This is a genomic window from Salmonella sp. 2018103, assembly GCF_026247685.1.
In the GTDB taxonomy this organism is placed as follows: domain Bacteria; phylum Pseudomonadota; class Gammaproteobacteria; order Enterobacterales; family Enterobacteriaceae; genus Salmonella; species Salmonella enterica.
The window spans coordinates 3244989-3267642 of sequence record NZ_CP111029.1 but is presented as its reverse complement, the minus strand read 5'-3'; the positions used below and the strand labels follow the sequence as shown (position 1 = coordinate 3267642).

General features: G+C 54.1%; 23 protein-coding genes. 12 read left to right on the top strand and 11 right to left on the bottom strand.

What is annotated here, in order from left to right; all coding sequences use genetic code 11:
• Position 1: 1 nt before the first annotated feature.
• Positions 2-616: a multifunctional acyl-CoA thioesterase I/protease I/lysophospholipase L1 gene (gene tesA / locus OLG56_RS15945; protein ID WP_001556242.1), complete on the bottom strand. Its 615-nt coding sequence runs from the start codon at positions 614-616 to the stop codon at positions 2-4.
• Between tesA and ybbA the strand changes: the two genes are divergently transcribed.
• From ybbA to OLG56_RS15915, 6 genes are all read left to right on the top strand, one after another.
• A complete protein-coding gene (ybbA, locus tag OLG56_RS15940) occupies positions 587-1273 on the top strand; it encodes a putative ABC transporter ATP-binding protein YbbA (RefSeq protein ID WP_001110598.1) in 687 nt (228 codons plus the stop codon). The genes tesA and ybbA overlap by 30 nt on opposite strands.
• Entirely contained in the window at positions 1270-3684 is a 2415-nt protein-coding gene (ybbP, locus tag OLG56_RS15935; protein WP_000561785.1) for a putative ABC transporter permease subunit YbbP, read from the top strand. The genes ybbA and ybbP overlap by 4 nt, the downstream gene beginning before the upstream one ends.
• 185 nt (positions 3685-3869) lie before the next feature.
• A complete protein-coding gene (locus tag OLG56_RS15930) occupies positions 3870-5003 on the top strand; it encodes a porin (protein ID WP_000152866.1) in 1134 nt (377 codons plus the stop codon).
• A gap of 256 nt (positions 5004-5259) precedes the next feature.
• Positions 5260-6090, top strand: coding sequence for a MetQ/NlpA family ABC transporter substrate-binding protein (locus OLG56_RS15925; RefSeq protein ID WP_000524317.1), 831 nt, complete (start codon positions 5260-5262; stop codon positions 6088-6090).
• A 36-nt stretch (positions 6091-6126) separates the two neighbouring features.
• Positions 6127-7143 carry a virulence-associated ABC transporter ATP-binding protein SfbB gene (gene sfbB, locus OLG56_RS15920; RefSeq protein ID WP_207011572.1) on the top strand — a complete coding sequence of 339 codons (1017 nt, stop codon included), beginning with the start codon at positions 6127-6129 and terminating at the stop codon, positions 7141-7143.
• Entirely contained in the window at positions 7136-7795 is a 660-nt protein-coding gene (locus OLG56_RS15915; protein ID WP_000342247.1) for a methionine ABC transporter permease, read from the top strand. The genes sfbB and OLG56_RS15915 overlap by 8 nt, the downstream gene beginning before the upstream one ends.
• 38 nt (positions 7796-7833) lie before the next feature.
• Here the strand turns inward: OLG56_RS15915 and mnmH are convergent, their stop codons facing one another.
• The 5 genes from mnmH to ppiB form a co-directional block, all read right to left on the bottom strand.
• Entirely contained in the window at positions 7834-8919 is a 1086-nt protein-coding gene (mnmH, locus tag OLG56_RS15910; protein ID WP_000997740.1) for a tRNA 2-selenouridine(34) synthase MnmH, read from the bottom strand.
• 95 nt (positions 8920-9014) lie between these two features.
• Positions 9015-10082, bottom strand: a complete 1068-nt coding sequence (gene purK / locus OLG56_RS15905) for a 5-(carboxyamino)imidazole ribonucleotide synthase (RefSeq protein ID WP_207011573.1) — start codon at positions 10080-10082, stop codon at positions 9015-9017.
• On the bottom strand, positions 10079-10588 hold the full coding sequence (gene purE, locus OLG56_RS15900; RefSeq protein WP_000098736.1) for a 5-(carboxyamino)imidazole ribonucleotide mutase: 510 nt from the start codon (positions 10586-10588) through the stop codon (positions 10079-10081). The genes purK and purE overlap by 4 nt, the downstream gene beginning before the upstream one ends.
• Positions 10589-10705: 117 nt before the next feature.
• The gene (gene lpxH, locus OLG56_RS15895; RefSeq protein ID WP_094888240.1) at positions 10706-11428 is read right to left on the bottom strand and encodes a UDP-2,3-diacylglucosamine diphosphatase; all 723 of its coding nucleotides are present in this window, start codon (positions 11426-11428) and stop codon (positions 10706-10708) included.
• Between the two features lie 2 nt (positions 11429-11430).
• Entirely contained in the window at positions 11431-11925 is a 495-nt protein-coding gene (gene ppiB / locus OLG56_RS15890; RefSeq protein WP_000255991.1) for a peptidylprolyl isomerase B, read from the bottom strand.
• 172 nt (positions 11926-12097) lie between these two features.
• Between ppiB and cysS the strand changes: the two genes are divergently transcribed.
• Positions 12098-13483, top strand: coding sequence for a cysteine--tRNA ligase (cysS, locus tag OLG56_RS15885; protein WP_000912377.1), 1386 nt, complete (start codon positions 12098-12100; stop codon positions 13481-13483).
• Positions 13484-13527: 44 nt separating this feature from the next.
• Here cysS and OLG56_RS15880 read toward each other — a convergent pair whose 3' ends face one another.
• The 5 genes from OLG56_RS15880 to folD form a co-directional block, all read right to left on the bottom strand.
• Positions 13528-14352: a DUF2145 domain-containing protein gene (locus OLG56_RS15880; protein WP_000818110.1), complete on the bottom strand. Its 825-nt coding sequence runs from the start codon at positions 14350-14352 to the stop codon at positions 13528-13530.
• A complete protein-coding gene (locus OLG56_RS15875; RefSeq protein WP_001038403.1) occupies positions 14349-14786 on the bottom strand; it encodes an STM0539 family protein in 438 nt (145 codons plus the stop codon). Before OLG56_RS15875 ends, OLG56_RS15880 begins: the two co-directional genes overlap by 4 nt.
• Complete coding sequence (locus OLG56_RS15870; protein ID WP_207011574.1) at positions 14779-15324, bottom strand: metal-dependent hydrolase; 546 nt, start codon at positions 15322-15324, stop codon at positions 14779-14781. Before OLG56_RS15870 ends, OLG56_RS15875 begins: the two co-directional genes overlap by 8 nt.
• A 127-nt stretch (positions 15325-15451) precedes the next feature.
• The gene (gene ybcJ, locus OLG56_RS15865; RefSeq protein WP_000190278.1) at positions 15452-15664 is read right to left on the bottom strand and encodes a ribosome-associated protein YbcJ; all 213 of its coding nucleotides are present in this window, start codon (positions 15662-15664) and stop codon (positions 15452-15454) included.
• Between the two features lies 1 nt (position 15665).
• Positions 15666-16532 carry a bifunctional methylenetetrahydrofolate dehydrogenase/methenyltetrahydrofolate cyclohydrolase FolD gene (folD, locus tag OLG56_RS15860; protein WP_119002603.1) on the bottom strand — a complete coding sequence of 289 codons (867 nt, stop codon included), beginning with the start codon at positions 16530-16532 and terminating at the stop codon, positions 15666-15668.
• Positions 16533-17078: 546 nt separating this feature from the next.
• Here folD and fimA point away from each other — a divergent pair.
• The 5 genes from fimA to fimH all read left to right on the top strand — a co-directional run bounded on the left by fimA (position 17079) and on the right by fimH (position 22645).
• The gene (gene fimA, locus OLG56_RS15855; protein ID WP_000681026.1) at positions 17079-17636 is read left to right on the top strand and encodes a type 1 fimbrial protein subunit FimA; all 558 of its coding nucleotides are present in this window, start codon (positions 17079-17081) and stop codon (positions 17634-17636) included.
• A 74-nt stretch (positions 17637-17710) separates the two neighbouring features.
• A complete protein-coding gene (fimI, locus tag OLG56_RS15850; protein ID WP_000619614.1) occupies positions 17711-18244 on the top strand; it encodes a type 1 fimbrial protein subunit FimI in 534 nt (177 codons plus the stop codon).
• Positions 18245-18287: 43 nt separating this feature from the next.
• Positions 18288-18980, top strand: a complete 693-nt coding sequence (fimC, locus tag OLG56_RS15845) for a type 1 fimbria chaperone FimC (RefSeq protein WP_207011575.1) — start codon at positions 18288-18290, stop codon at positions 18978-18980.
• A gap of 30 nt (positions 18981-19010) precedes the next feature.
• Entirely contained in the window at positions 19011-21623 is a 2613-nt protein-coding gene (locus tag OLG56_RS15840) for a fimbrial biogenesis usher protein (RefSeq protein WP_207011576.1), read from the top strand.
• Between the two features lie 14 nt (positions 21624-21637).
• A complete protein-coding gene (fimH, locus tag OLG56_RS15835; RefSeq protein WP_061377214.1) occupies positions 21638-22645 on the top strand; it encodes a type 1 fimbria D-mannose specific adhesin FimH in 1008 nt (335 codons plus the stop codon).
• Positions 22646-22654 lie beyond the last annotated feature (9 nt).

The window sequence follows — 22654 nt, the reverse complement described above, 5'->3', positions numbered from 1 at the left end:
TTCAGGAGAGAAAAGGGGTCAACTGCTTCGCCATCCAGTCGGCAATAAACGGCTGGGCGTCGCGGTTGGGATGAATGCCGTCATCCTGCATCCACTGCGGTTTCAGATATACCTCTTCCATAAAAAACGGTAACAGAGGAATATCGAACTCTTTGGCGAGCTTAGGATAAATGGCGCTAAAGGATTCATTATAACGGCGACCGTAGTTAGCGGGCAGATGAATTTGCATCAGTAACGGTTGGGCATCGGCGGCTTTCACCGTCTGAATGATTTTACGTAGCGTCTGTTCGGTTTGCGCAGCCGCAAAACCGCGTAGGCCATCGTTGCCGCCAAGCTCCACCACTACCCAGCGCGGGTGATGCTGTTGCAACAGTGCCGGCAAACGCGCCAGTCCCTGCTGCGAGGTATCTCCGCTTATACTGGCATTAACGACCGACGTTTTGTTTTGCCATTTATCATTAAGGAGCGACGGCCATGCCGCGCTGGCGGCCATACGGTAACCGGCGCTGAGGCTATCGCCCAGAATTAATAAGGTGTCTGCGGCGGCGGCACGGAAAGTTAACAGGATCAAAAACAGGAAGGGCAAATGCCAGCGGAAAACAGTGTTGAAGTTCATCGTCTCAGGAAGTCCGTCGGTCAGGGTGAGCATGAGCTTTCCATCCTTACCGGAGTTGAACTGGTTGTCAAACGCGGCGAAACCATTGCGCTGATTGGCGAATCAGGATCGGGAAAATCTACGCTGCTGGCGATTCTCGCCGGACTGGATGACGGCAGTAGCGGAGAGGTCAGTCTGGTGGGGAAACCGCTTCACCAGATGGACGAAGAGGCGCGGGCGCAGCTTCGCGCTCAGCATGTCGGTTTTGTTTTTCAATCCTTCATGCTTATTCCTACGCTTAACGCGCTGGAAAACGTTGAGCTACCGGCCCTGCTACGCGGTGAAAACAGCGGTCAGAGTAAGGCGGGGGCGAAAGCGCTGCTCGAACAACTGGGACTGGGAAAACGGCTTGACCACCTTCCGGCACAGCTTTCCGGCGGCGAACAGCAGCGCGTAGCGCTGGCGCGCGCGTTTAACGGGCGTCCTGATGTGCTGTTTGCCGATGAGCCGACGGGCAACCTCGACCGCCAGACCGGAGATAAAATCGCCGACCTGCTATTTTCGCTTAACCGCGAACACGGCACCACACTGATTCTGGTGACGCACGACCCGGCGCTGGCGGCGCGCTGCGACCGGCGGCTGCGGTTGGTCAACGGTCAGTTACAGGAGGAGGCATGATAGCTCGCTGGTTCTGGCGCGAATGGCGCTCGCCGTCGCTGATTATTGTCTGGCTGGCGTTGAGCCTGGCGGTGGCCTGCGTACTGGCGCTCGGCAGTATCAGCGACCGGATGGAAAAAGGGTTAAGTCAGCAAAGCCGTGAGTTTATGGCAGGCGATCGGACGCTGCAAAGTTCGCGAGAGGTACCGAAAGCCTGGCTTGAAGAGGCGCGTAAACGCGGCCTTAACGTGGGCGAGCAGTTAACCTTTGCGACCATGACGTTTGCCGGCGATACGCCGCAACTGGCCAGCGTGAAGGCGGTAGATAGCGTTTATCCGATGTACGGCGAATTGCAAACCCGTCCAGGCGGAGTGAAACCGCAGCCGGGTAGCGTACTGCTGGCGCCGCGTCTGATGGCGCTGCTTAATTTGAAAACGGGCGATACCATTGATGTCGGCGACGTGACCTTGCGTATTGCCGGTGAAGTGGTGCAGGAGCCGGATTCCGGGTTTAACCCTTTTCAGATGGCGCCGCGTCTGATGATGAATATGGCCGATGTGGCAAAAACCGGTGCGATACAGCCGGGGAGTCGCGTGATGTGGAGGTATAAATTCGGCGGAACGCCGCAACAGCTTGCTGGCTATGAAAGCTGGCTGTTACCGCAGCTTAAACCGGAACATCGCTGGTACGGACTGGAGCAGGATGACGGGGCATTGGGGAAATCGCTCGAACGTTCGCAGCAGTTTTTGCTGCTTTCGGCGTTATTAACGCTACTGCTGGCGGTAGCTGCCGTCGCGGTGGCGATGAGCCATTACTGCCGTAGCCGCTACGATCTGGTGGCGATTTTAAAAACGTTGGGCGCGGGCCGGGCCCAGTTGCGTAAACTTATCATCGGACAGTGGTTGATGGTGCTGGGGCTTTCCGCCGTCACGGGAGGCGCGATTGGGTTACTGTTTGAAAACATATTGCTGGTGCTGCTAAAACCGGTATTGCCCGCCGATTTGCCGCCCGCCAGCCTGTGGCCCTGGCTGTGGGCGCTGGGTGCGATGACGGTCATCTCTCTGCTGGTCGGTTTACGACCTTATCGATTGTTGCTGGCGACCCAGCCGCTACGGGTGCTGCGCCGCGATGTTGTCGCTCGCGTCTGGCCGTTAAAAATTTATTTGCCTGTCGCCTGCGCCGTCGTGGTGGCGCTGCTCGCCGGATTGATGGGCGGAAGTATGCTGTTGTGGGCGGTTCTGGCGGGTGCAGTGATACTGGCGCTGCTGTGCGGTCTGGTGGGCTGGATGCTGCTTAACGTGCTGCGCGGCATGACGTTGACGTCGCTACCGCTGCGTCTGGCCGTCAGCCGACTTCTGCGTCAGCCGTGGTCAACGTTGAGTCAGCTTTCGGCGTTTTCGCTTTCGTTTATGCTGCTGGCGCTCTTGCTGGTGCTGCGCGGCGACCTCCTTGATCGCTGGCAACAGCAGCTCCCGCCGGAAAGCCCGAACTATTTCCTTATCAATATTGCTTCAGAGCAGGTCGCGCCGCTGAAAGCCTTTTTGGCGGAACATCAGGTGATTCCGCAGACGTTTTATCCGATTGTGCGGGCGCGGTTAACCAGGATAAATGGTAATCCGACGGAAGGTCAGCAGGATGAGTCGCTCAACCGTGAACTGAATTTGACCTGGCAGGATACGCGCCCGGCGCATAATCCGCTGGTCGCCGGTCACTGGCCGCCAAAACCGGGCGAAGTCTCTATGGAAGAGGGGCTGGCGAAGCGGTTGAACGTCAAACTCGGCGATAGCGTAACCTTTATGGGCGATACCCAGGCATTTAGCGCTAAAGTCACCAGCCTGCGTCAAGTGGACTGGGAAAGCCTGCGTCCCAACTTTTTCTTCATTTTTCCTTCCGGGGCGCTGGACGGGCAACCACAAAGCTGGTTGACCAGTTTTCGCTGGGAGAATGGCAACGGCATGTTAACGCAGCTTAACCGCGAGTTTCCTACCGTCAGCCTGTTAGATATCGGGGCGATCCTGAAACAGGTGGGACAGGTGCTGGAGCAGGTCAGCCGGGCGCTGGAGGTGATGGTTGTGCTAGTCACCCTCTGCGGCATGTTGCTATTACTGGCTCAGGTGCAGGTCGGGATGCGTCAGCGTCATCAGGAGCTGGTGGTGTGGCGCACGTTAGGAGCCGGAAAGAAACTGTTGCGTACCACACTCTGGTGCGAATTCGCCATGCTGGGATTAGTTGCCGGGCTGGTCGCCGCGATTGGCGCGGAAACGGCGCTGGCGATCTTACAAATCAACGTTTTTGATTTCCCCTGGGAGCCGGACTGGCGTTTATGGGGCGTACTGCCGTTTTGCGGCGCGCTGCTGCTTTCCGTATGCGGCGGCTGGCTTGGCGTTCGTTTGCTGAAAGGCAAAGCGCTATTCCGCCAGTTTAGCGGATGATTCATGATGTGAATAATTTCGCGCCGTTTTTTAAAACGGCGCGTACTTTTTTAGTCGCACAAATTGATAACTCCTTGATTTTTAGTAGCACAAATCATTAAAAAATACACAACACGTAAGGTTTTATAACAGTTATTATTTGCCTGCTAAATGATTTGGATTGGCTATCTATCAAGGAAAATATAATGACAATTAAAATAACAGCGTTGGCGGCATCGATCGGCGCGGCAGTGGCTTTCATGCCTTTCGCTACTCAGGCGGAAATCACCGTTTTAAAACAAGATCCCCAGGCGGGTAATCCACTCAGCCGACTCAATTTCACCGTTGGCGGGAGTATTCGTCCGCAGTTCCAGAATATGACCGGCAATGACGGCGCGAACGGTTATAAACGTAATGGTTTTGATGGCGGGACGCGTTTCCGCTTCGCCGCGGATTACTATCTGTTTGATGATATCAGTTGGATTAGCTATTACGAGCTGGGCGTCAATATCCCTGCGGTATTTGACTGGGATAACCATTATGCGAAGGGCGCGACTGATACCACTCGCCGTATGCTGTATACCGGCTTCAAGAGCGCGACGTGGGGAACGCTGACCTTCGGTCAACAGAACAGCATTTATTACGATGTGGTGGGCGCAAAAACCGATATCTGGGATTACGACATGATAGGTCAGGCGCCGGGCAACGGGATTAACGGCGACTACGATGGTTCTTATCGCACGCGTAAATCATTGAAGTATAAGAAAAGCATTGGTAATGTCGATCTCTACGCGTCTTATCTGTTCAGCGACGATTATAATGCCAATAACGGCCTGAATTACAAACGTAAAGGCGGCGGTTCTTTAGGCGCGGATTACCATCTCACCGACGATCTGACCTGGGGGACGGCATGGAACTATACCCGTGCGGAGATGCGCGGCAACGGCAATAAAACTTACGATCAAAATATTGTCGGTACCGCGTTAAGCTGGACGCCGGAAAACTGGACTATTGCCGCAGGCGGCGGTTGGTATCAGAACTTTATGACGACCAAAAAAGTGTCTGTGAATGATTACTTTGCCGGCGATGCGTGGGGTCTGGAATATTTTGTCGGTTACGCTTTCCCGATTGGTCAGTATGCCGTGAAAGCTATTCAACCGTACTTTATGGGCGACCGCATTGAATATGTGAATGGCCGCGACTATCTGCGCACCGATAACGGCGTGGGGATCACCTTCCAACTGGATTATGGTTTCCGCGTTGATTATGAACATGTTTTCACCTCCAGCACTGACAATCTGGGCGATATGAACCTGGTGCGTCTGCGTTACGATTTCTAAAGCGTTTTCCTCTGCCGGATGTTGGCGTTAAGACCTCTTATCCGGCATTTCCCTTTACGCCATTCCCGCCTGACACACGCCTGAGCGCCTGCCTCGTACATTTAACGACACACCAGGAAACATCATGAAATAATTTCAAGGACAGCAGGCTGTGATCTGTGTCATGTTAAGAAATAGCCTTTCGTTTGGGCCAAAACAGACGATGCCGCATGAACGGCATCCGGCACAGCATCACACTATTTAAAATGGAGAAATTATGGGATTGCGTCAGAGTTTACGCATTGCGGCCAGCACGCTATTACTGGCCTGCGGATTACAGTTTGCCCATGCCGATAGTTCCCCGCAAACGATCGTATTTGGCGTCGCGCCAGGGCCGTATGGCGACATGGTGAAGCAGGCGATTGCGCCGACATTAAAAGAAAAAGGGTATAAGGTCGTGGTGCGCGAGTTTAGCGACTATGTCCAGCCCAATATGGCGTTAGCTAACGGCAGCATTGACGCCAACCTCTTTCAACATACCCTCTATTTTGACAAATTCACCGCTGACAAAGGGTTGAAGCTCAGCAAACTTATTGTGGTACCGACCGCCGGGATGGGCTTCTATTCACGTAAAATCAACAGTCTGGATGCGCTTAAAAAAGGGGACATTATTACCCTCTCCAACGATCCGACCAACCTGGCGCGCGGCCTTCGCTTCCTGCAATCGTTGGGGCTGATCACGATTAAGGACAATATCGATCCGACCAAAGCCTCTGAACGAGATATCGCCAGCAATCCAAAAGGACTGGTTTTCAAACCGCTGGAAGCCGCACAGCTACCGCGCACGCTGGATGGCGTGACCGGCGCGCTGGTTAACGGAAACTTTGCGGTGGCGGCAGGACTGGATCTTTCCAGCGCGATTAAGCAGGAACACCTGGATGAGAATCTGAAAAATATCATTGCGGTACGCAGTGAAGATGCCGATAAGCCGTTTGCCAAAGATATTGTCGAGGCGGTGAAATCGCCGGCTTATCGCGCGGTCATCGACGATCCAAAGAATATTTATAGCGCCTTCCAGAAACCGGAATGGATGACCGCGACACCCTGATCGCAGCGGTAGCCATCCCCAATTTCTGAGGTGAATATGATTGAAATAGAAAAAGTCTGCGTCGATTTTACCGCCGGTCGCGGTACCCCCACGCGCGCGGTGGATGATGTGAGCCTGCATATCGCCGCGGGCGAGATTTTTGGCATTGTTGGTACCAGCGGCGCAGGAAAAAGCACTCTGCTGCGTACCCTGAACGCCTTAACGCGTCCCAGCCAGGGGCGCATCAACGTCAACGGCGTGGAAATCTCGGCGCTGGACGGAAAAGCGTTACGCCAGGCGCGGCAGCGTATTGGTATGATTTTCCAGCATTTTAACTTAATGCATACCCGGACAGTGGCGCAAAACGTTGCGTTTAGCCTGAAAGCGGCTGGCTGGGAACGCAGCAAAATCGCGCCGCGGGTGGCGGAAATTTTAACGCTGGTGGGCCTTGCCGATAAAGCGAACCGTTTTCCGGTACAGCTCAGCGGCGGGCAAAAACAGCGGGTGGGGATAGCCCGCGCCATCGCTAACCATCCGGATGTGTTGCTATGTGACGAACCGACTTCCGCTCTGGATCTGGAAACTTCCGCCACGATTCTGGCCCTGCTCAGAAAGATCAACGCACAGCTCGGGATTACTATTGTGCTGATCACCCATGAAATGAACGTGATCAAATCTATTTGCGATCGCGTGGCGGTGATGTCGGGCGGTAAGGTTGTGGAATCGGGCGAGGTGTTTGATGTGTTTGCCCACCCGCAACACGCTTTCACACAGCAACTGGTGTCTCATACCCTTAATTTGACCCTGCCGGAACGTTTACGGGAACACCTGCCCGGGCAGTTGCTGAAAATTTTGTTTATCGGCGATTCGGCGGAGCAGCCGGTACTGTCAGAGGTGGCGATCAAGTTTGGCGTCGCGGTCAATATCCTGCATGGCAAGATTGAATATATCGGCGAACGCGCGTTGGGCATTCTGGTAGTGCAATTAACCGCGCCGCATAATCCAACGGCGGTGGCCGCCGCCGTGGAGCATATCCGTCAACGTACCGCACAGGTGGAGGTGATCCGTGGATGATTTATTGCCGGATTTAACGCTGGCGTTCAATGAAACTTTCCAGATGTTGAGTATTTCAACGGTGCTGGCGATTCTTGGCGGTCTACCGCTCGGTTTTCTGATTTTTGTCACCGATCGTCATCTGTTCTGGCAGAACCGTTTTATTTATCTCGTCGCCTCGGTTCTGGTGAATATTATCCGCTCGGTGCCATTTGTTATTTTACTGGTGCTGTTACTGCCGCTAACGCAGCTTTTGCTGGGTAATACGATTGGCCCGATTGCAGCCTCCGTCCCGCTGTCGGTGGCCGCAATCGCGTTTTATGCACGCCTGGTGGATAGCGCGCTCCGTGAAGTCGATAAAGGGATTATTGAGGCGGCGCTGGCATTCGGCGCTAGTCCGATGCGTATTATCTGTACCGTACTGTTGCCGGAAGCCAGCGCAGGGCTGCTGCGCGGCCTGACGATTACCTTGGTAAGCTTAATCGGCTACTCGGCGATGGCCGGGATTGTCGGCGGCGGCGGGGTAGGCGACCTGGCGATTCGCTATGGCTACTACCGTTACGAAACCGAAGTGATGGTTGTTACCGTAGTGGCGCTGATTGTGCTGGTTCAGGTCGTTCAGATGCTGGGCGACTGGCTGGCAAAACGTGCCGACAAGCGCGACAGACACTAAGCCGGCTCAATGTAGCGTCAGCCGGCAATAAAAATAAGCTATTGCGCTTTTAGCCAGTTGGCAACGTCTTGCCATGTGCCGCGAAAAACGATATTCGCGGCTTTTTTCTCCAGTTGATAGCGGTACATTGGGTCGTAATATTCGTTAAGTAGCGGAACCAGCCATGACATATGGCCGTCGGTGCTGCCGCTGGATAATTGTTCCGCCAGCGCCCTATCCAGCGTGTCCGTCAGTTCGGCAAAGCGTTGCAACCCCAGACGGCGGCGAATAGCGAACAGTCCATGGTGAAGATATTCACTATACGCCTGCCAACCGGCTTCATCGCCGTAGGCGTGGGTGAAGTCGTGATGCATACGGATGAAATACTCTTCACGCAGTCGTTCCAGACGAAGCGCAAACGGATCTTCCACTACCGCAATGGGGGCCTGCGCCATTCTTTCGCGTAAACACTCAGGCAGATGGTTGGCGCCGATCGTTCGCCCTTCATCTTCCAGTACCCACCTTTTTAGCGTCTGACGCGCGTTAATTTTCAGCAATTCAACGGCAAGTTTGTTTTCAAAACTGGCCTGGCTGAGCTGGGGTTTCAGCGTGCGGCCAAAAGAGGAGCCGCGATGACGCGCGAGACCTTCCAGATCCACGCCGTTGGGCTGTTGTCGCACCAGTTGCGTTTTGCCGCTGCCCGTACAGCCGCCAATTAAAAGTATCGGTTTTTGCGCCAGTTGCCAGGTCGCCTGAATTGCTGTCTGACGCAGCGCTTTATAGCCGCCTTCAATAAGCGGGCAGTCAATCCCTGTTTCTTGCAGCCAACGTTGTACGATATGTGACCGCTGACCGCCGCGCGCGCAGCACAGATACCCATTGGGGAAACGTTGATACGCGGCTTTCCAGGCCTCAAGCCGCTGCTGGCGAATGTCGCCGCAAACCAGCCGATGCCCCAACGCTAACGCCGCATCCGCGCCCTGACGTTTGTAGCAGGTGCCGACGGCGGCTCGCTCGTCGTCCATCATCAATGGCAGGTTGATGGCGCCCGGCATGGCGCCCTGTTCAAACTCAATCGGCGCGCGTACATCAATTAAAGGCGTATCGGCAAGGAGGAGCGCGCGATAGTCCGTTCCATCGTTCATGTGTAATCCCGAAAAACAAAACAGCAATAGCGAGATTTTACGCGCTGAGGGAGGAGCCGGGAAAGGGGAAGATCATTCTCCCGGCATTTTATGTGTTATTTAAGCTTACTTTGCGCCCAGATAATGCCGCTGGCGTATTCGCCCGGCAGGAGCGGAGAGAGCGCTTCCAGGGTGGCGCTAAGACGTGACGTATCGCTGTCGGTCAGATTCAGATGGCCGACTTTTCGCCCTGGACGTACCGCTTTATCATACCAGTGCAGATGTACCAGCGGCAGCTTCAGCCAGTCGTAATTCAGCTCGCTGCCGATCAGGTTGATCATCACCGACGGGGCGTTAATCACTGGCGCGGGCAACGGCAGGCCGGTAATCGCGCGCAAATGCAATTCAAACTGACTGATGCTGGCGCCATTTTGCGTCCAGTGTCCGCTGTTATGCACGCGCGGCGCCAGTTCATTGATTAACAGGCCTTCCGGCGTGATAAAACATTCCATCGCCATTACGCCGACGTAGTTCAGCGCCTGCATAATTGCTGACAGCATCGATTCCGCCTGCTCCTGCTGTTCGGCGTTCGCCTGTGGGAACGCGACGCTGGTCCGCAAGATGCCGTCCTGATGCAAATTGTGCGTCAGCGGGTAAAACACGGTACTGCCGTCATGAGCGCGCGCGCCGACTAACGACACTTCGCCGGAAAAATGGATGCTGCGCTCAACAATACATTCGCCATAGCAGTCATCCGGCAGTTGCCCGGTTTCGTCCGCGCGTAGACGCCACTGCCCGCGACCGTCGTAGCCGCCAACGCGACGCTTAATAATCGCCAGTTCGCCCAGACGGTCAAAGATGCCGGACCACTCGTCGGCGCTGGTCAGCAGCTGCCACGGCGCGGTCGCGAGTCCCAGTTTATCGAAAAGTTGTTTTTGTGTCAGACGGTCGGCGATGATCGGAAATACATCGCGATTGACGAAGGCCGGGTGGCGCGCCAGCTCGCGGGTAAGCGCAGTTTCCGGCCAGCGCTCAATCTCTGCGGTAATGACGCTCTGCTGTACCGGAACGGCGGTAGGCTCTGCATCCAGGCCAACCGGCCAGACGGCGATACCCAGCGGTTCGCCCGCCTGGCGCAGCATTCGGCCCAGTTGTCCGTTGCCGAGAACGCAAACTTGCTTCATAGCGTCCCCCGCGGATCGGGATTTTCCAGAACCTCATCGGTTTGCGCTTTGCGCCAGTCGGCGATGCGCTGATGCAGTTCCGCGTCGTGTTGCGCCAGAATCTGCGCGGCGAGCAGGGCGGCGTTAGCGGCACCGGCTTTACCGATCGCCAGCGTACCCACCGGAATGCCGCGCGGCATCTGCACAATGGAGTAGAGGCTATCCACGCCGCTTAGCGCAGCGCTTTGTACCGGCACGCCGAGTACCGGGACCAGCGTTTTTGCCGCAATCATTCCCGGCAGGTGCGCCGCGCCGCCCGCGCCGGCAATAATCACTTGATATCCGTTCTCTTCCGCCGTTTCGGCGAAGCTGAACAGCTTATCGGGGGTGCGATGAGCGGAAACCACTTCTACATGGTGCGGGACATCCAGAATTTCAAAAATTTCGGCGGCGAATTGCATGGTAGCCCAGTCGCTTTTGGACCCCATCACGATGGCGACACGCGCCGGATTATTGCGGGAAGACATGCGTCTTAAAACTCCTGTGGTGCGGGACACGCTGCTTTTGAGGTGTCAGAGAATAGCATGATAATCAGGCAAGGAAAACGGTTGCGTGCGCGCCGTAACGGACGATTCGACGAACATTTACAGGGGGAAGGCGATTAACTCAACGTTGTCCGGCGTGACTTTTACCATTGAACCTTCATGATGCCATGCGCCTAACACCACGCGGAATGCGGGCTGGTCGTTGACGGAAAGTTCATGCACTGCCGGGCGGTGGGTGTGACCGTGAACCAGCCACTGTACGCGGTGTTTTTCCATTTCGGCGACGACGGTCTGCGCATTGACGTCCATAATATCCAGCGATTTGCTGCTGTTGGCGGCTTTACTGCCGGCGCGCATTCTGGCGGCGATACGGCGGCGGATAAACAGCGGCAGGGTAAGGAACAGTCGTTGAATCCACGGATTATGGACTTTGGCGCGAAACGCCTGATAACCGGCATCATCGGTACAAAGCGTATCGCCGTGCATAATCAACACGTTGCGGCCATACAGGTCGAGCACCTTTTCCTGCGGCAGTAGAATCATGCCGCTTTCGCGGGCAAATCGCTTGCCAATCAGGAAATCACGGTTACCGTGAATAAAGAAGCAGGGGACGCCGGAATCAACCAGCGATTTAATGGCAACGGCCATTTCACGATGTAGCGGGTTGGGGTCGTCGTCGCCAATCCAGGCCTCGAAGAGATCGCCAAGAATATACAGCGCGTCGGCCTGACGGGCTTCTACGGCTAAAAAACGCAGAAAACCGGCGACGATCGCCGGTTCTTCCGTTTGCAGATGCAAGTCTGCAATAAACAGTGTCGCCACGATTACTCGCTGACGGTCACGTTTTCAATGATGACGTCTTCTTTTGGTACGTCCTGATGCATACCGCTACGGCCAGTGGCGACGCCTTTGATTTTATCTACCACGTCCATACCTTCTACGACTTCCGCAAAGACGCAGTAGCCCCAGCCTTGCAGACTTTCGCCGGAGAAGTTCAGGAAGTCGTTGTCTGCCACATTGATGAAGAATTGCGCGGTAGCCGAGTGTGGCGCCTGAGTACGCGCCATTGCCAGCGTACCACGGGTATTTTTCAGACCATTGTTGGCTTCGTTTTTGATCGCCTCTTTGGTGGCTTTCTGTTTCATGCCCGGCTCAAAGCCGCCGCCCTGAATCATAAAACCGTTAATCACACGGTGGAAAATGGTGTTGTTGTAAAAACCTTCGCGGCAATAGTCCAGGAAGTTTTTAACTGTTTCAGGCGCTTTATCATCAAAGGTCTTGATTACGATATCGCCGTGATTAGTGTGGAAAGTAACCATTTTTGCATCCTGTTCCAAGAGAGTGGTGCTTTAGCCCGCAATGGGGCACATATAGGGGCTTGTTATAGCATAACCGTAAGCTGCGATCACCTTGCAAAGTGTGCTGCTTCGATTACGAATAATATGTATCATACGGAGATTATTACCCACACACGTCTATACGGAATCTTCGATGTTAAAAATTTTTAATACACTGACGCGCCAAAAAGAGGAATTCAAACCCATTCATGCCGGGGAAGTCGGCATGTACGTGTGTGGTATCACCGTTTACGATCTCTGCCACATTGGCCACGGACGCACGTTTGTCGCTTTTGACGTTGTCGCGCGCTATTTGCGTTTTCTCGGTTATAAGCTGAAGTATGTGCGTAACATTACCGATATCGACGATAAAATTATTAAACGCGCCAATGAAAACGGCGAAAGTTTTGTCGCGCTGGTCGACAGAATGATTGCGGAAATGCATCAGGACTTTGACGCGCTGAATATTCTGCGTCCGGACAGCGAGCCGCGTGCGACGCACCATATTCAGGAAATTATCGAGCTCACCCGCACCTTAATCGAGAAAGGGCACGCCTATGTGGCGGATAACGGCGATGTGATGTTCGATGTACCGACCGATCCGACTTATGGGCAGCTTTCCCGTCAGGATCTTGAGCAGCTTCAGGCGGGCGCGCGCGTGGATGTCGTTGACGTGAAGCGTAACCCGATGGACTTCGTGCTGTGGAAAATGTCGAAAGAGGGCGAGCCGAGCTGGCCGTCGCCGTGGGGCGAAGGGCGTCCGGGCTGGCACATTGAATGTTCGGCAATGAACTGTAAGCAGTTGGGCAACCATTTTGATATTCACGGCGGCGGTTCCGATCTGATGTTCCCGCACCATGAAAACGAGATTGCCCAGTCTACCTGCGCCCACGACGGCGAATACGTCAACTACTGGATGCACTCCGGTATGGTGATGGTGGATCGCGAGAAGATGTCCAAATCGCTGGGCAACTTCTTTACCGTGCGCGACGTGCTGAAATACTACGATGCGGAAACCGTGCGCTACTTCCTGATGTCCGGGCATTACCGTAGCCAACTGAACTACAGCGAAGAGAACCTCAAGCAGGCGCGCGCCTCGCTGGAGCGGCTATACACTGCATTGCGTGGAACGGATAAATCAGCGGCCCCGGCGGGCGGCGAGGCGTTTGAAGCGCGTTTCGTCGAGGCGATGAATGACGATTTCAATACGCCGGAAGCCTACTCCGTCCTGTTTGATATGGCGCGTGAAGTCAACCGTCTGAAGGGCGAAGATATGACCGCCGCGAATGCGATGGCGTCTCATCTGCGGAAGATTTCCGGCGTGCTGGGACTGCTGGAGCAGGAGCCGGATGTTTTCCTGCAAAGCGGTGCGCAGGCGGATGACGGTGAAGTTGCGGAAATTGAAGCCTTGATTCAACAGCGTCTGGATGCCCGTAAAGCGAAAGACTGGGCGGCGGCGGACGCGGCGCGCGATCGTCTCACTGAAATGGGCATTATTCTGGAAGATGGCCCGCAGGGCACCACCTGGCGACGTAAGTAAGCGCTTTTACAGGCCGCTCTATTTGGCATAGAACGGCCTGTTTTTTATTTTTTCGCGCCGGGCGAAAGATAAACGCACACCGACTCCCCCAGATTCTGATGTTCACATCCGGATATTGCCCGACTGTAACGGGCAATAAAGCGGATGACGCTGTCGCCGCTGTTTAGCCCCACATCTCCTTTTCGCAGCAATTCTGCTGGCTGATCGTCGGTGAAAACGTTAGGGGTGAACAGTTTTGCGCCTAATCGTTCAAAAGTGCCAGCACTAACGATAGAGGGTTGATAACCCTGAAGCTGCAGCCAGCGGCGGGCATCATTACGTGACCAAACCTGCGCATCGTTTGCTCGCGCAAACACTTCGAGAAGCCAGCCATTCGAATTCTGATAAGGGCCGGAAAAAGGCCACGCAATCAGGTTATAGCGGGGACTGTGGAAGAGATTGAGTTTGATAGCGCTATGTAAGAGCGTTTGTAATGCCGTCGCGATATCTGAACGCGGGCGCAAAACGGCAATGCTCTGATTCACCAGGTCATCAGCCAGAAACTCATACAGACCTTGTATATAGAGCGCTGATTCAGCGGTTCCGCAAGTATTCAGATTATGGTAAACCCGCCAGTCTCCGTTTGGCTGGCGCATGGCATAGCCAGCATGTGACCAGATTAAATGTCGGCTCGACATATCTTGCCCCTGGCGAACCAGAATGACGACCGGATCGGGTTGACTGTTAAGCTGCTGTTTGAGTTGTAACGCCTGATCCATTGTCGCTGCGATGCTCTCCGGCGTGTTTGCTTTTTGGTGACAGTTAGCACTGTCTGCATAAGCGTTGAGCGAGATTGCGCTGAGCCACAGGGCAAACGCGAACCGCTTCATTTGGCCGGTACCGTCTGGTTGCTGGAAAGTCCTGCATCGTCCTGATTTACCATATGGGCAAGGACCTTGCCCTCTTTTTTCAAATAAGCGCCGGTGCCTTCCTGCGTTTTTTCCAGAGTGACTTTATCACCTGCTTTGAGGTTGCCTTCTTTGACGACATGTAGCGGAACTTGCATTTTAATGTCTTTGTTATCGGGGGACTTAGTGGTTAACAGCGCGGTTTTTTGCTTTTTATTTTCGACAACAGATCCAATGCTCAGGTTGAGCGGCAGCAGTACGGGGGAGAATATAATTCCGCTAACCAGTGCGGAACTGCCCACGCTGACAACCGCAGACGATGCCGCATACCAGCCAGTGGCAGACATTTCTTCGCTATAGCTGGCGTGGGAAAATGAGAAACAGACGACCGCGGCGGCGAATGCCATTTTATTCATATTGATTCCTTTTAATATGCGTTTTAAGTACCCCTAGAAATAACACTAAAATACTTCCCGGCAACCACACCCACAGCAATTCTGAGAGAATGACCTGGTGTCCATACGGCGTGATGTAGCTTGAAAGCGCGAACGGCGCGACTTTAATCACCTGCCAGGGCGCAAAAAAACGTTCATCTGACCACGGCCACAGCCATCCAACGCCTTTACCACCCGTGGTGATCGAATCCAGCAGGCTGTGCGACAACAATGAAACGGTTAAAAACAGCCAGCAGCGCACCTGCCCAGCTCGAAACCATCGTCGTCCCGCGAGTACGCACAACAGGGGGAGGACGAATGCGAAAAGTAAAGAGTGGGTAAATCCGCGATGGCCGAACACGTTGCCGTAGGCGACGCCAAATTTAAAGGCCAGCACGTCGGCATCGGGGAGCATCGCCAGCACAACACCGGCAAACAGCAGGCGAGGAGGGATAACTTTCAGGCCTAAGCCTGCGCCAAGACACAGGGGAACGGCGGCGTGGGTGATAACGGTAGGCATAGCGATCGTTCACAGGGAAATAGCCATGCTAGCAGTTGGAACGCAGAGGATTAAGTGGATGATTATCTGAAAAGACAGCGTAATCAGGCCGGATAAGACGCTTTGCGTCGCTATCCGGCACTCTGTATCAGGCCACGACGTTCACACTTTGGCCTTCGAAGCTAACGGTTTGCCCGGCGACAATTTTGCAGCGTTTACGCGTTTCAACCGCGCCATCAACCTTCACCAACCCGTCGGCAATGGCGATTTTCGCCTGCGCGCCGCTTTCGCTCCAGCCTTCCAGCTTGAGCAGATCGCACAGCTCGACGTGTGGGTGTTTGCCTAAAGAGAATGTCGCCATGTTATTTTCCTTGTGGATCGTGATATTCAATGCACGCCTGCAGCGTGTTTTCGATAAGCGTAGCGACCGTCATCGGGCCGACGCCGCCCGGTACTGGCGTGATGTATGACGCGCGCGTCGCGGCTTCGTCAAACACGACGTCGCCAACGACCTTGCCATTTTCCAGACGGTTAATACCGACATCAATCACAATTGCGCCTTCTTTAATCCATTCGCCGGGAATAAAGCCCGGTTTACCTACGGCGACAATGAGCAAATCAGCATGCTCGACATGGTGACGCAGATCTTTGGTAAAGCGGTGTGTAACGGTAGTCGTACAGCCAGCCAGCAGCAGCTCCATGCTCATCGGGCGTCCAACGATATTGGACGCGCCAATGACCACCGCATTCAGGCCGTAGGTATCAATATTGTAACGCTCAAGCAGGGTCACAATACCGCGGGGCGTACAGGGACGCAGGCGCGGCGCACGCTGGCACAGACGACCGACATTATAAGGATGGAAACCGTCTACGTCTTTATCTGGCGCGATACGCTCCAGCACTTTAACGTTGTCGATACCTGCCGGTAAAGGCAACTGCACCAGAATACCGTCGATCGTGTTATCTGCATTCAGAGTATCGATAAGCGCCAGCAGTTCGGCTTCGCTGGTGGTTTCTGGCAGGTCATAGGAGCGGGAGACGAATCCCACTTCGTCGCACGCTTTACGTTTGCTTGCGACATAAATCTGTGAGGCCGGATTGCTGCCGACCAACACCACAGCCAGGCCGGGAGCGCGAAGACCTGCTGCGACGCGTGCCTGAACTTTTTGAGCAACCTCAGATCGCACCTGCTGCGCAATCGTTTTACCGTCAATAATCTTTGCTGCCATCAGAGAGAAGATTCCATCTGTTACTTCAAGTCAAAGGGGATGACGCTATTTTGTCAGAAGCGGGCCTCGCTGTCAGTTAACGTTTGTGTTTCCGATGCAAACGCGACGTCTCCCCCGTTCGTTGCCGATGCTGAGACGTGACCCGTAAGCGCGCCATGATTAACCAAAAAGAAACAATTCATCACCCTGGCTATGGTTACCGTAATCCCTCGTCGTTAATAGCATCGGGCGGCATAATGCGACATTTTATACAAAATAAGATTAGACCCTTCTTATATCCCAATAAGAATTAGCTTAGGTCATTAAAAGAGTTTGCGGCTATTTTTTATTTAGCGAAATGTTTAATTTATTACCGTGACGAAATGTCATATTCGCAAAGATTAATTACTGCGTCTGATACTCAGGGGAGAAACAGAAAACTAATTAATCTGCGATATCTATCTTTACAGGATGCAGAGATAACTTTTCTGACATGCTATGTCGATAATAATTCAAACGGAGCCGACAGGATGCCGAAACCGGGTGTGTGTAATTCAAGGGAAATCCATGAAACATAAATTAATGACCTCTACTATTGCGAGTCTGATGTTTGTCGCTGGCGCAGCGGTTGCGGCTGATCCTACTCCGGTGAGCGTGAGTGGCGGTACTATTCATTTCGAAGGTAAACTGGTTAATGCAGCCTGTGCCGTTAGCACTAAATCCGCCGATCAAACGGTGACGCTGGGTCAATACCGTACCGCCAGCTTTACGGCGATTGATGATACGACCGCGCAGGTGCCTTTCTCCATCGTCCTGAATGACTGCGATCCGAAAGTGGCGGCTACCGCTGCCGTGGCTTTCTCTGGTCAGGCAGATAACACCAACCCTAATTTGCTGGCTGTCTCCTCTGCGGACAATAGCACTACCGCAACCGGCGTCGGGATTGAGATTCTTGATAACACCTCCTCACCGTTGAAACCGGACGGCGCGACCTTCTCGGCGAAGCAGGCGCTGGTTGAAGGCACCAATACGCTGCGTTTTACCGCACGCTATAAGGCAACCGCCACCGCCACGACGCCAGGCCAGGCTAATGCCGACGCCACCTTTATCATGAAATACGAATAATCCCGTCTGGGAACGCCAGGGAAGGGAGGCGCCTCAACGGAAGAGGCTATCGGGGATAAAAGAGAACATAGCAGATGATAAGGAAAGGCGCGGCGCTAGTGGGGCTTGTTTTGATGTCGCCCGTTATTGCGCAGCCGGTAATGGTGGAGAGCGGGCGTATTCACCTGCGCGGACAACTGGTCAATGGCGGCTGCGCTGTCGCCACAGAAAGCCAGGATTTGCGCGTACTGATGGGACAGTACCGCACGAATGCGTTTACCGGTCCTGGCAGCTTCGCTCCCGTCAGCGTTCCATTTTCGTTACGGTTAATCTCCTGTAGCGCGGAGGTCTGGCGTCATGTCGGCATTGCGTTTGCCGGCGTTACGCCTGCGGAAGATCCCCATGTTTTTCTGGCCAGCGGCGAGGGTATCGGTAATGCCGGAATCGGCCTGGCATTATTTGATGACCAGCAGCGGCAAATCATACCTAACACGTTACCGCTTCATTACACGCCCATTTTAACGTCAGAAATGACTTTGCATTTTACTGCCCGCTATCGGGCAATTTCAGAAAATATGACGCCGGGACGAATTCATTCAGAAGTGTGGTTTACGCTGGTTTACCCATGAATTTTCTTGCCGACGTGACTCAATGCAAAAGGTATTTTTTACCATGCTGAATAGTATAAAATTAGGCTTTATTGTTCTTCTCACGTTATTTACTTCGCTGAACGTACAGGCGGCGGGGGGGATTGCATTAGGCGCCACGCGTGTTATTTATCCCTCGGCGGCGAAACAGACTTCTCTGGCAATCAGTAATAGCGATACTCAAGAACGTTACCTCGTCAATTCATGGATCGAAAATAGCGCCGGGCAGAAAGAAAAAACGTTTATCGTTACGCCGCCTTTATTCGTCAGCGAACCCAAAAGCGAAAACACGCTGCGTATTATCTACGCCGGGCAACCGCTACCCGGGGATCGGGAGTCGTTATTCTGGATGAACGTGAAAGCCATCCCGTCGGTCGATAAAAGTCATATTGAGGGAAAAAACGTTCTGCAACTGGCGATTCTGTCGCGCATCAAACTGTTTGTGCGTCCGGCGAATTTGCCGCAGACGCCGGAAGACGCGCCGACCTTGCTGAAATTTTCCCGTATCGGCAACCATCTCAAGATAACCAACCCATCTGCTTATTACCTCACTCTGGTCAATATCAGCGTGGGCGCGAAAAAGATTGATAACGTGATGATCGCGCCAAAAAGCGACATGCAAATTCCCTTACCGACTGGCGTGCAGGGCAGCGTGACATTTCAGACCGTCAATGATTACGGCGCATTGACGTCGGCGACAACGGCCAGTCTCGGTTAAGCAGATCGCGTGAAGCCACACGAGAACACGATGAAGAAGACAACCTGGTTTGCAGGGCGATTTCCCGGCTATGTATCACCGTTAAGCGGCGTGGTGCTGTCGGTGTTGGCGGCGCTGTGTCCGCTGACGAGCCGCGGCGAAAGTTATTTCAACCCTGCGTTTTTGTCGGCGGATACCGCGTCTGTGGCGGATTTATCTCGCTTTGAAAAAGGTAATCATCAGCCTCCCGGTATTTACCGGGTGGATATCTGGCGTAACGACGAATTCGTAGCGACGCAGGATATCCGTTTTGAGGCGGGCGCCGTGGGCGCCGGCGATAAATCCGGCGGCCTGATGCCTTGTTTTACACCGGAGTGGATTAAACGGCTGGGCGTGAATACCGCGGCGTTCCCTGTCTCAGATAAAGGCGTCGATACCACGTGTATTCACCTTCCTGAGAAAATCCCGGGCGCGGAGGTCGCGTTCGATTTCGCGTTGATGCGCTTAAATATTAGCTTGCCGCAGGCGTCATTGCTCAACAGCGCGCGTGGCTATATCCCGCCGGAAGAGTGGGATGAAGGGATACCCGCCGCACTCATCAATTACAGTTTTACCGGTAGCCGCGGAACAGACAGCGATAGCTATTTTTTGAGTCTGTTGAGTGGTTTGAACTATGGCCCCTGGCGGCTGCGTAATAACGGAGCCTGGAACTATTCGAAAGGGGACGGCTATCATTCGCAACGCTGGAACAACATTGGCACCTGGGTACAGCGCGCCATCATTCCGCTAAAAAGCGAACTGGTCATAGGGGACAGCAATACCGGGAACGATGTTTTCGATAGCGTCGGCTTTCGCGGAGCGCGGCTGTACTCTTCTGACAATATGTATCCCGATAGCCTGCAGGGCTACGCCCCCACGGTTAGAGGAATCGCCCGGACGGCGGCAAAGCTGACGATACGACAGAACGGGTATGTTATCTACCAAAGCTATGTGTCGCCGGGCGCGTTTGCGATTACCGATCTTAATCCTACCTCTTCCAGCGGCGACCTTGAGGTGACGGTAGATGAAAAAGACGGTAGCCAACAACGTTACACGGTGCCTTACTCTACCGTTCCGCTATTGCAGCGTGAGGGCAGGGTGAAGTATGACCTGGTGGCCGGGGATTTTCGCAGCGGCAATAGTCAGCAGTCTTCGCCATTCTTTTTCCAGGGAACGGTGATTGCCGGCCTGCCTGCGGGGCTGACGGCTTACGGCGGTACGCAACTTGCCGATCGTTACCGTGCCGTGGTGGTCGGGGCGGGGCGAAATTTGGGCGACTGGGGAGCCGTGTCGGTCGATGTCACACATGCGCGTAGCCAACTGGCAGATGACAGCACCCATCAGGGGCAATCGTTGCGTTTTCTGTACGCCAAATCGCTGAATAATTACGGGACTAATTTTCAATTGCTGGGTTACCGCTATTCCACGCGCGGATTTTACACCCTGGATGATGTGGCATATCGCAGTATGGAAGGGTACGACTACGAATACGATAGCGACGGACGCCGCCATAAAGTGCCGGTGGCGCAGAGCTACCACAATCTCCGTTACAGCAAAAAAGGCCGCTTTCAGGTCAATATTTCGCAAAACCTGGGGGATTACGGGTCACTGTATCTTTCCGGCAGTCAACAAAATTACTGGAATACGGCGGATACCAATACCTGGTATCAACTGGGATACGCCAGTGGATGGCAAGGCATAAGTTATTCGCTGTCATGGTCGTGGAGCGAGTCGGTGGGGATCTCAGGCGCCGACCGCATTCTGGCATTCAATATGTCCGTTCCGTTTAGCATTCTGACCGGACGGCGCTATGCGCGCGACACTATTCTTGATCGTACTTATGCCACGTTTAACGCCAACCGCAACCGCGACGGCGACAATAGCTGGCAGACCGGCGTGGGCGGCACGCTTCTGGAAGGACGTAATCTGAGCTACAGCGTGACGCAGGGGCGTAGCAGTAGCAATGGTTATAGCGGCAGCGCCAGCGCTAGCTGGCAGGCGACGTATGGCACGCTGGGCGTGGGATATAACTACGATCGCGATCAGCATGACTATAACTGGCAACTTTCCGGCGGCGTGGTCGGTCATGCGGATGGTATTACGTTTAGCCAACCGTTGGGCGATACCAATGTCTTGATTAAAGCGCCGGGAGCGAAAGGCGTGCGCATCGAAAACCAGACCGGCGTGAAAACGGACTGGCGGGGCTATGCGGTAATGCCCTACGCCACGGTATATCGCTATAACCGCGTCGCATTAGATACCAACACGATGGACAACCATACCGATGTCGAGAATAACGTCAGCAGCGTGGTGCCGACAGAGGGCGCGCTGGTGCGGGCCGCTTTTGATACGCGGATAGGCGTAAGGGCCATCATTACCGCGAGGCTTGGCGGACGTCCGTTACCGTTTGGCGCGATAGTACGAGAAACCGCCAGCGGCATTACCAGTATGGTCGGCGATGACGGGCAAATTTATCTGAGCGGCTTGCCGCTAAAAGGTGAACTGTTCATCCAGTGGGGAGAGGGGAAAAACGCGCGTTGTATCGCCCCTTACGCCCTGGCGGAGGATAGTCTGAAGCAGGCGATTACGATAGCCAGCGCGACCTGTATCCGTCCGGCGTCATAAAAGGAAAAATAGAGATGAAAATATACTCAGCGCTATTGCTGGCGGGGACCGCGCTCTTTTTCACCCATCCCGCGCTGGCGACGGTTTGCCGCAATTCAAACGGGACGGCGACCGATATCTTTTACGACCTGTCAGATGTTTTCACCAGCGGCAATAATCAGCCGGGACAGGTGGTTACGCTACCGGAAAAATCAGGTTGGGTCGGCGTAAACGCGACGTGCCCGGAGGGGACAATGGTAAATTATACCTACCGAAGCTATGTATCAGAATTACCGGTACGAAGCACCGAAGGAAATTTTAAATACCTCAAACTGAATGACTACCTTCTGGGCGCGATGAGCATCACCGATAGTGTCGCTGGCGTATTTTATCCGCCCCGTAACTATATTCGCATGGGCGTCGACTCTAACGTGTCGCAGCAAATGCCGTTTGGCGTGCAGGACTCAAAGCTGGTTTTTAAATTAAAAGTGATACGGCCTTTTATTAATATGGTGACGATCCCTCGCCAGACAATGTTTACCGTCTATGTGACGACCTCTACCGGCGACGCGTTGAGCACGCCGGTGTATACCATTAGCTACAGCGGCAAAGTGGAAGTACCGCAAAACTGTGAAGTGAATGCCGGACAGGTCGTGGAGTTTGATTTCGGCGATATCGGCGCGTCGTTATTTAGTCAGGCGGGGGCGGGTAATCGTCCGCAAGGCGTCACGCCGCAAACGAAAACCATTGCTATCAAATGTACCAACGTCGCGGCGCAGGCCTATTTATCGATGCGGCTTGAAGCCGAAAAGGCCTCAGGACAGGCGATGGTGTCCGATAATCCGGATTTAGGCTTTGTGGTTGCTAATAGCAACGGTACGCCGCTCACACCCAATAATTTGTCGAGTAAAATTCCGTTTCATCTTGATGATAACGCCGCCGCTCGCGTAGGTATTCGCGCCTGGCCGATCAGCGTGACGGGGAATAAACCGGCGGAAGGGCCGTTTACTGCGCGCGGCTATCTACGAGTCGATTATGATTAAGGAGGCATA

Excerpts from the sequence above, each read along its gene's own strand:
- ybbA (WP_001110598.1), top strand. The coding sequence starts at position 587 with ATGCCAGCGGAAAACAGTGTTGAAGTTCATCGTCTCAGGAAGTCCGTC.
- tesA (WP_001556242.1), bottom strand. The coding sequence starts at position 616 with ATGAACTTCAACACTGTTTTCCGCTGGCATTTGCCCTTCCTGTTTTTG.
- ybbP (WP_000561785.1), top strand. The coding sequence starts at position 1,270 with ATGATAGCTCGCTGGTTCTGGCGCGAATGGCGCTCGCCGTCGCTGATT.
- OLG56_RS15930 (WP_000152866.1), top strand. The coding sequence starts at position 3,870 with ATGACAATTAAAATAACAGCGTTGGCGGCATCGATCGGCGCGGCAGTG.
- OLG56_RS15925 (WP_000524317.1), top strand. The coding sequence starts at position 5,260 with ATGGGATTGCGTCAGAGTTTACGCATTGCGGCCAGCACGCTATTACTG.
- sfbB (WP_207011572.1), top strand. The coding sequence starts at position 6,127 with ATGATTGAAATAGAAAAAGTCTGCGTCGATTTTACCGCCGGTCGCGGT.
- mnmH (WP_000997740.1), bottom strand. The coding sequence starts at position 8,919 with ATGAACGATGGAACGGACTATCGCGCGCTCCTCCTTGCCGATACGCCT.
- purK (WP_207011573.1), bottom strand. The coding sequence starts at position 10,082 with ATGAAGCAAGTTTGCGTTCTCGGCAACGGACAACTGGGCCGAATGCTG.
- purE (WP_000098736.1), bottom strand. The coding sequence starts at position 10,588 with ATGTCTTCCCGCAATAATCCGGCGCGTGTCGCCATCGTGATGGGGTCC.
- ppiB (WP_000255991.1), bottom strand. The coding sequence starts at position 11,925 with ATGGTTACTTTCCACACTAATCACGGCGATATCGTAATCAAGACCTTT.
- cysS (WP_000912377.1), top strand. The coding sequence starts at position 12,098 with ATGTTAAAAATTTTTAATACACTGACGCGCCAAAAAGAGGAATTCAAA.
- OLG56_RS15880 (WP_000818110.1), bottom strand. The coding sequence starts at position 14,352 with ATGAAGCGGTTCGCGTTTGCCCTGTGGCTCAGCGCAATCTCGCTCAAC.
- OLG56_RS15875 (WP_001038403.1), bottom strand. The coding sequence starts at position 14,786 with ATGAATAAAATGGCATTCGCCGCCGCGGTCGTCTGTTTCTCATTTTCC.
- OLG56_RS15870 (WP_207011574.1), bottom strand. The coding sequence starts at position 15,324 with ATGCCTACCGTTATCACCCACGCCGCCGTTCCCCTGTGTCTTGGCGCA.
- ybcJ (WP_000190278.1), bottom strand. The coding sequence starts at position 15,664 with ATGGCGACATTCTCTTTAGGCAAACACCCACACGTCGAGCTGTGCGAT.
- folD (WP_119002603.1), bottom strand. The coding sequence starts at position 16,532 with ATGGCAGCAAAGATTATTGACGGTAAAACGATTGCGCAGCAGGTGCGA.
- fimA (WP_000681026.1), top strand. The coding sequence starts at position 17,079 with ATGAAACATAAATTAATGACCTCTACTATTGCGAGTCTGATGTTTGTC.
- fimI (WP_000619614.1), top strand. The coding sequence starts at position 17,711 with ATGATAAGGAAAGGCGCGGCGCTAGTGGGGCTTGTTTTGATGTCGCCC.
- fimC (WP_207011575.1), top strand. The coding sequence starts at position 18,288 with ATGCTGAATAGTATAAAATTAGGCTTTATTGTTCTTCTCACGTTATTT.
- OLG56_RS15840 (WP_207011576.1), top strand. The coding sequence starts at position 19,011 with ATGAAGAAGACAACCTGGTTTGCAGGGCGATTTCCCGGCTATGTATCA.
- fimH (WP_061377214.1), top strand. The coding sequence starts at position 21,638 with ATGAAAATATACTCAGCGCTATTGCTGGCGGGGACCGCGCTCTTTTTC.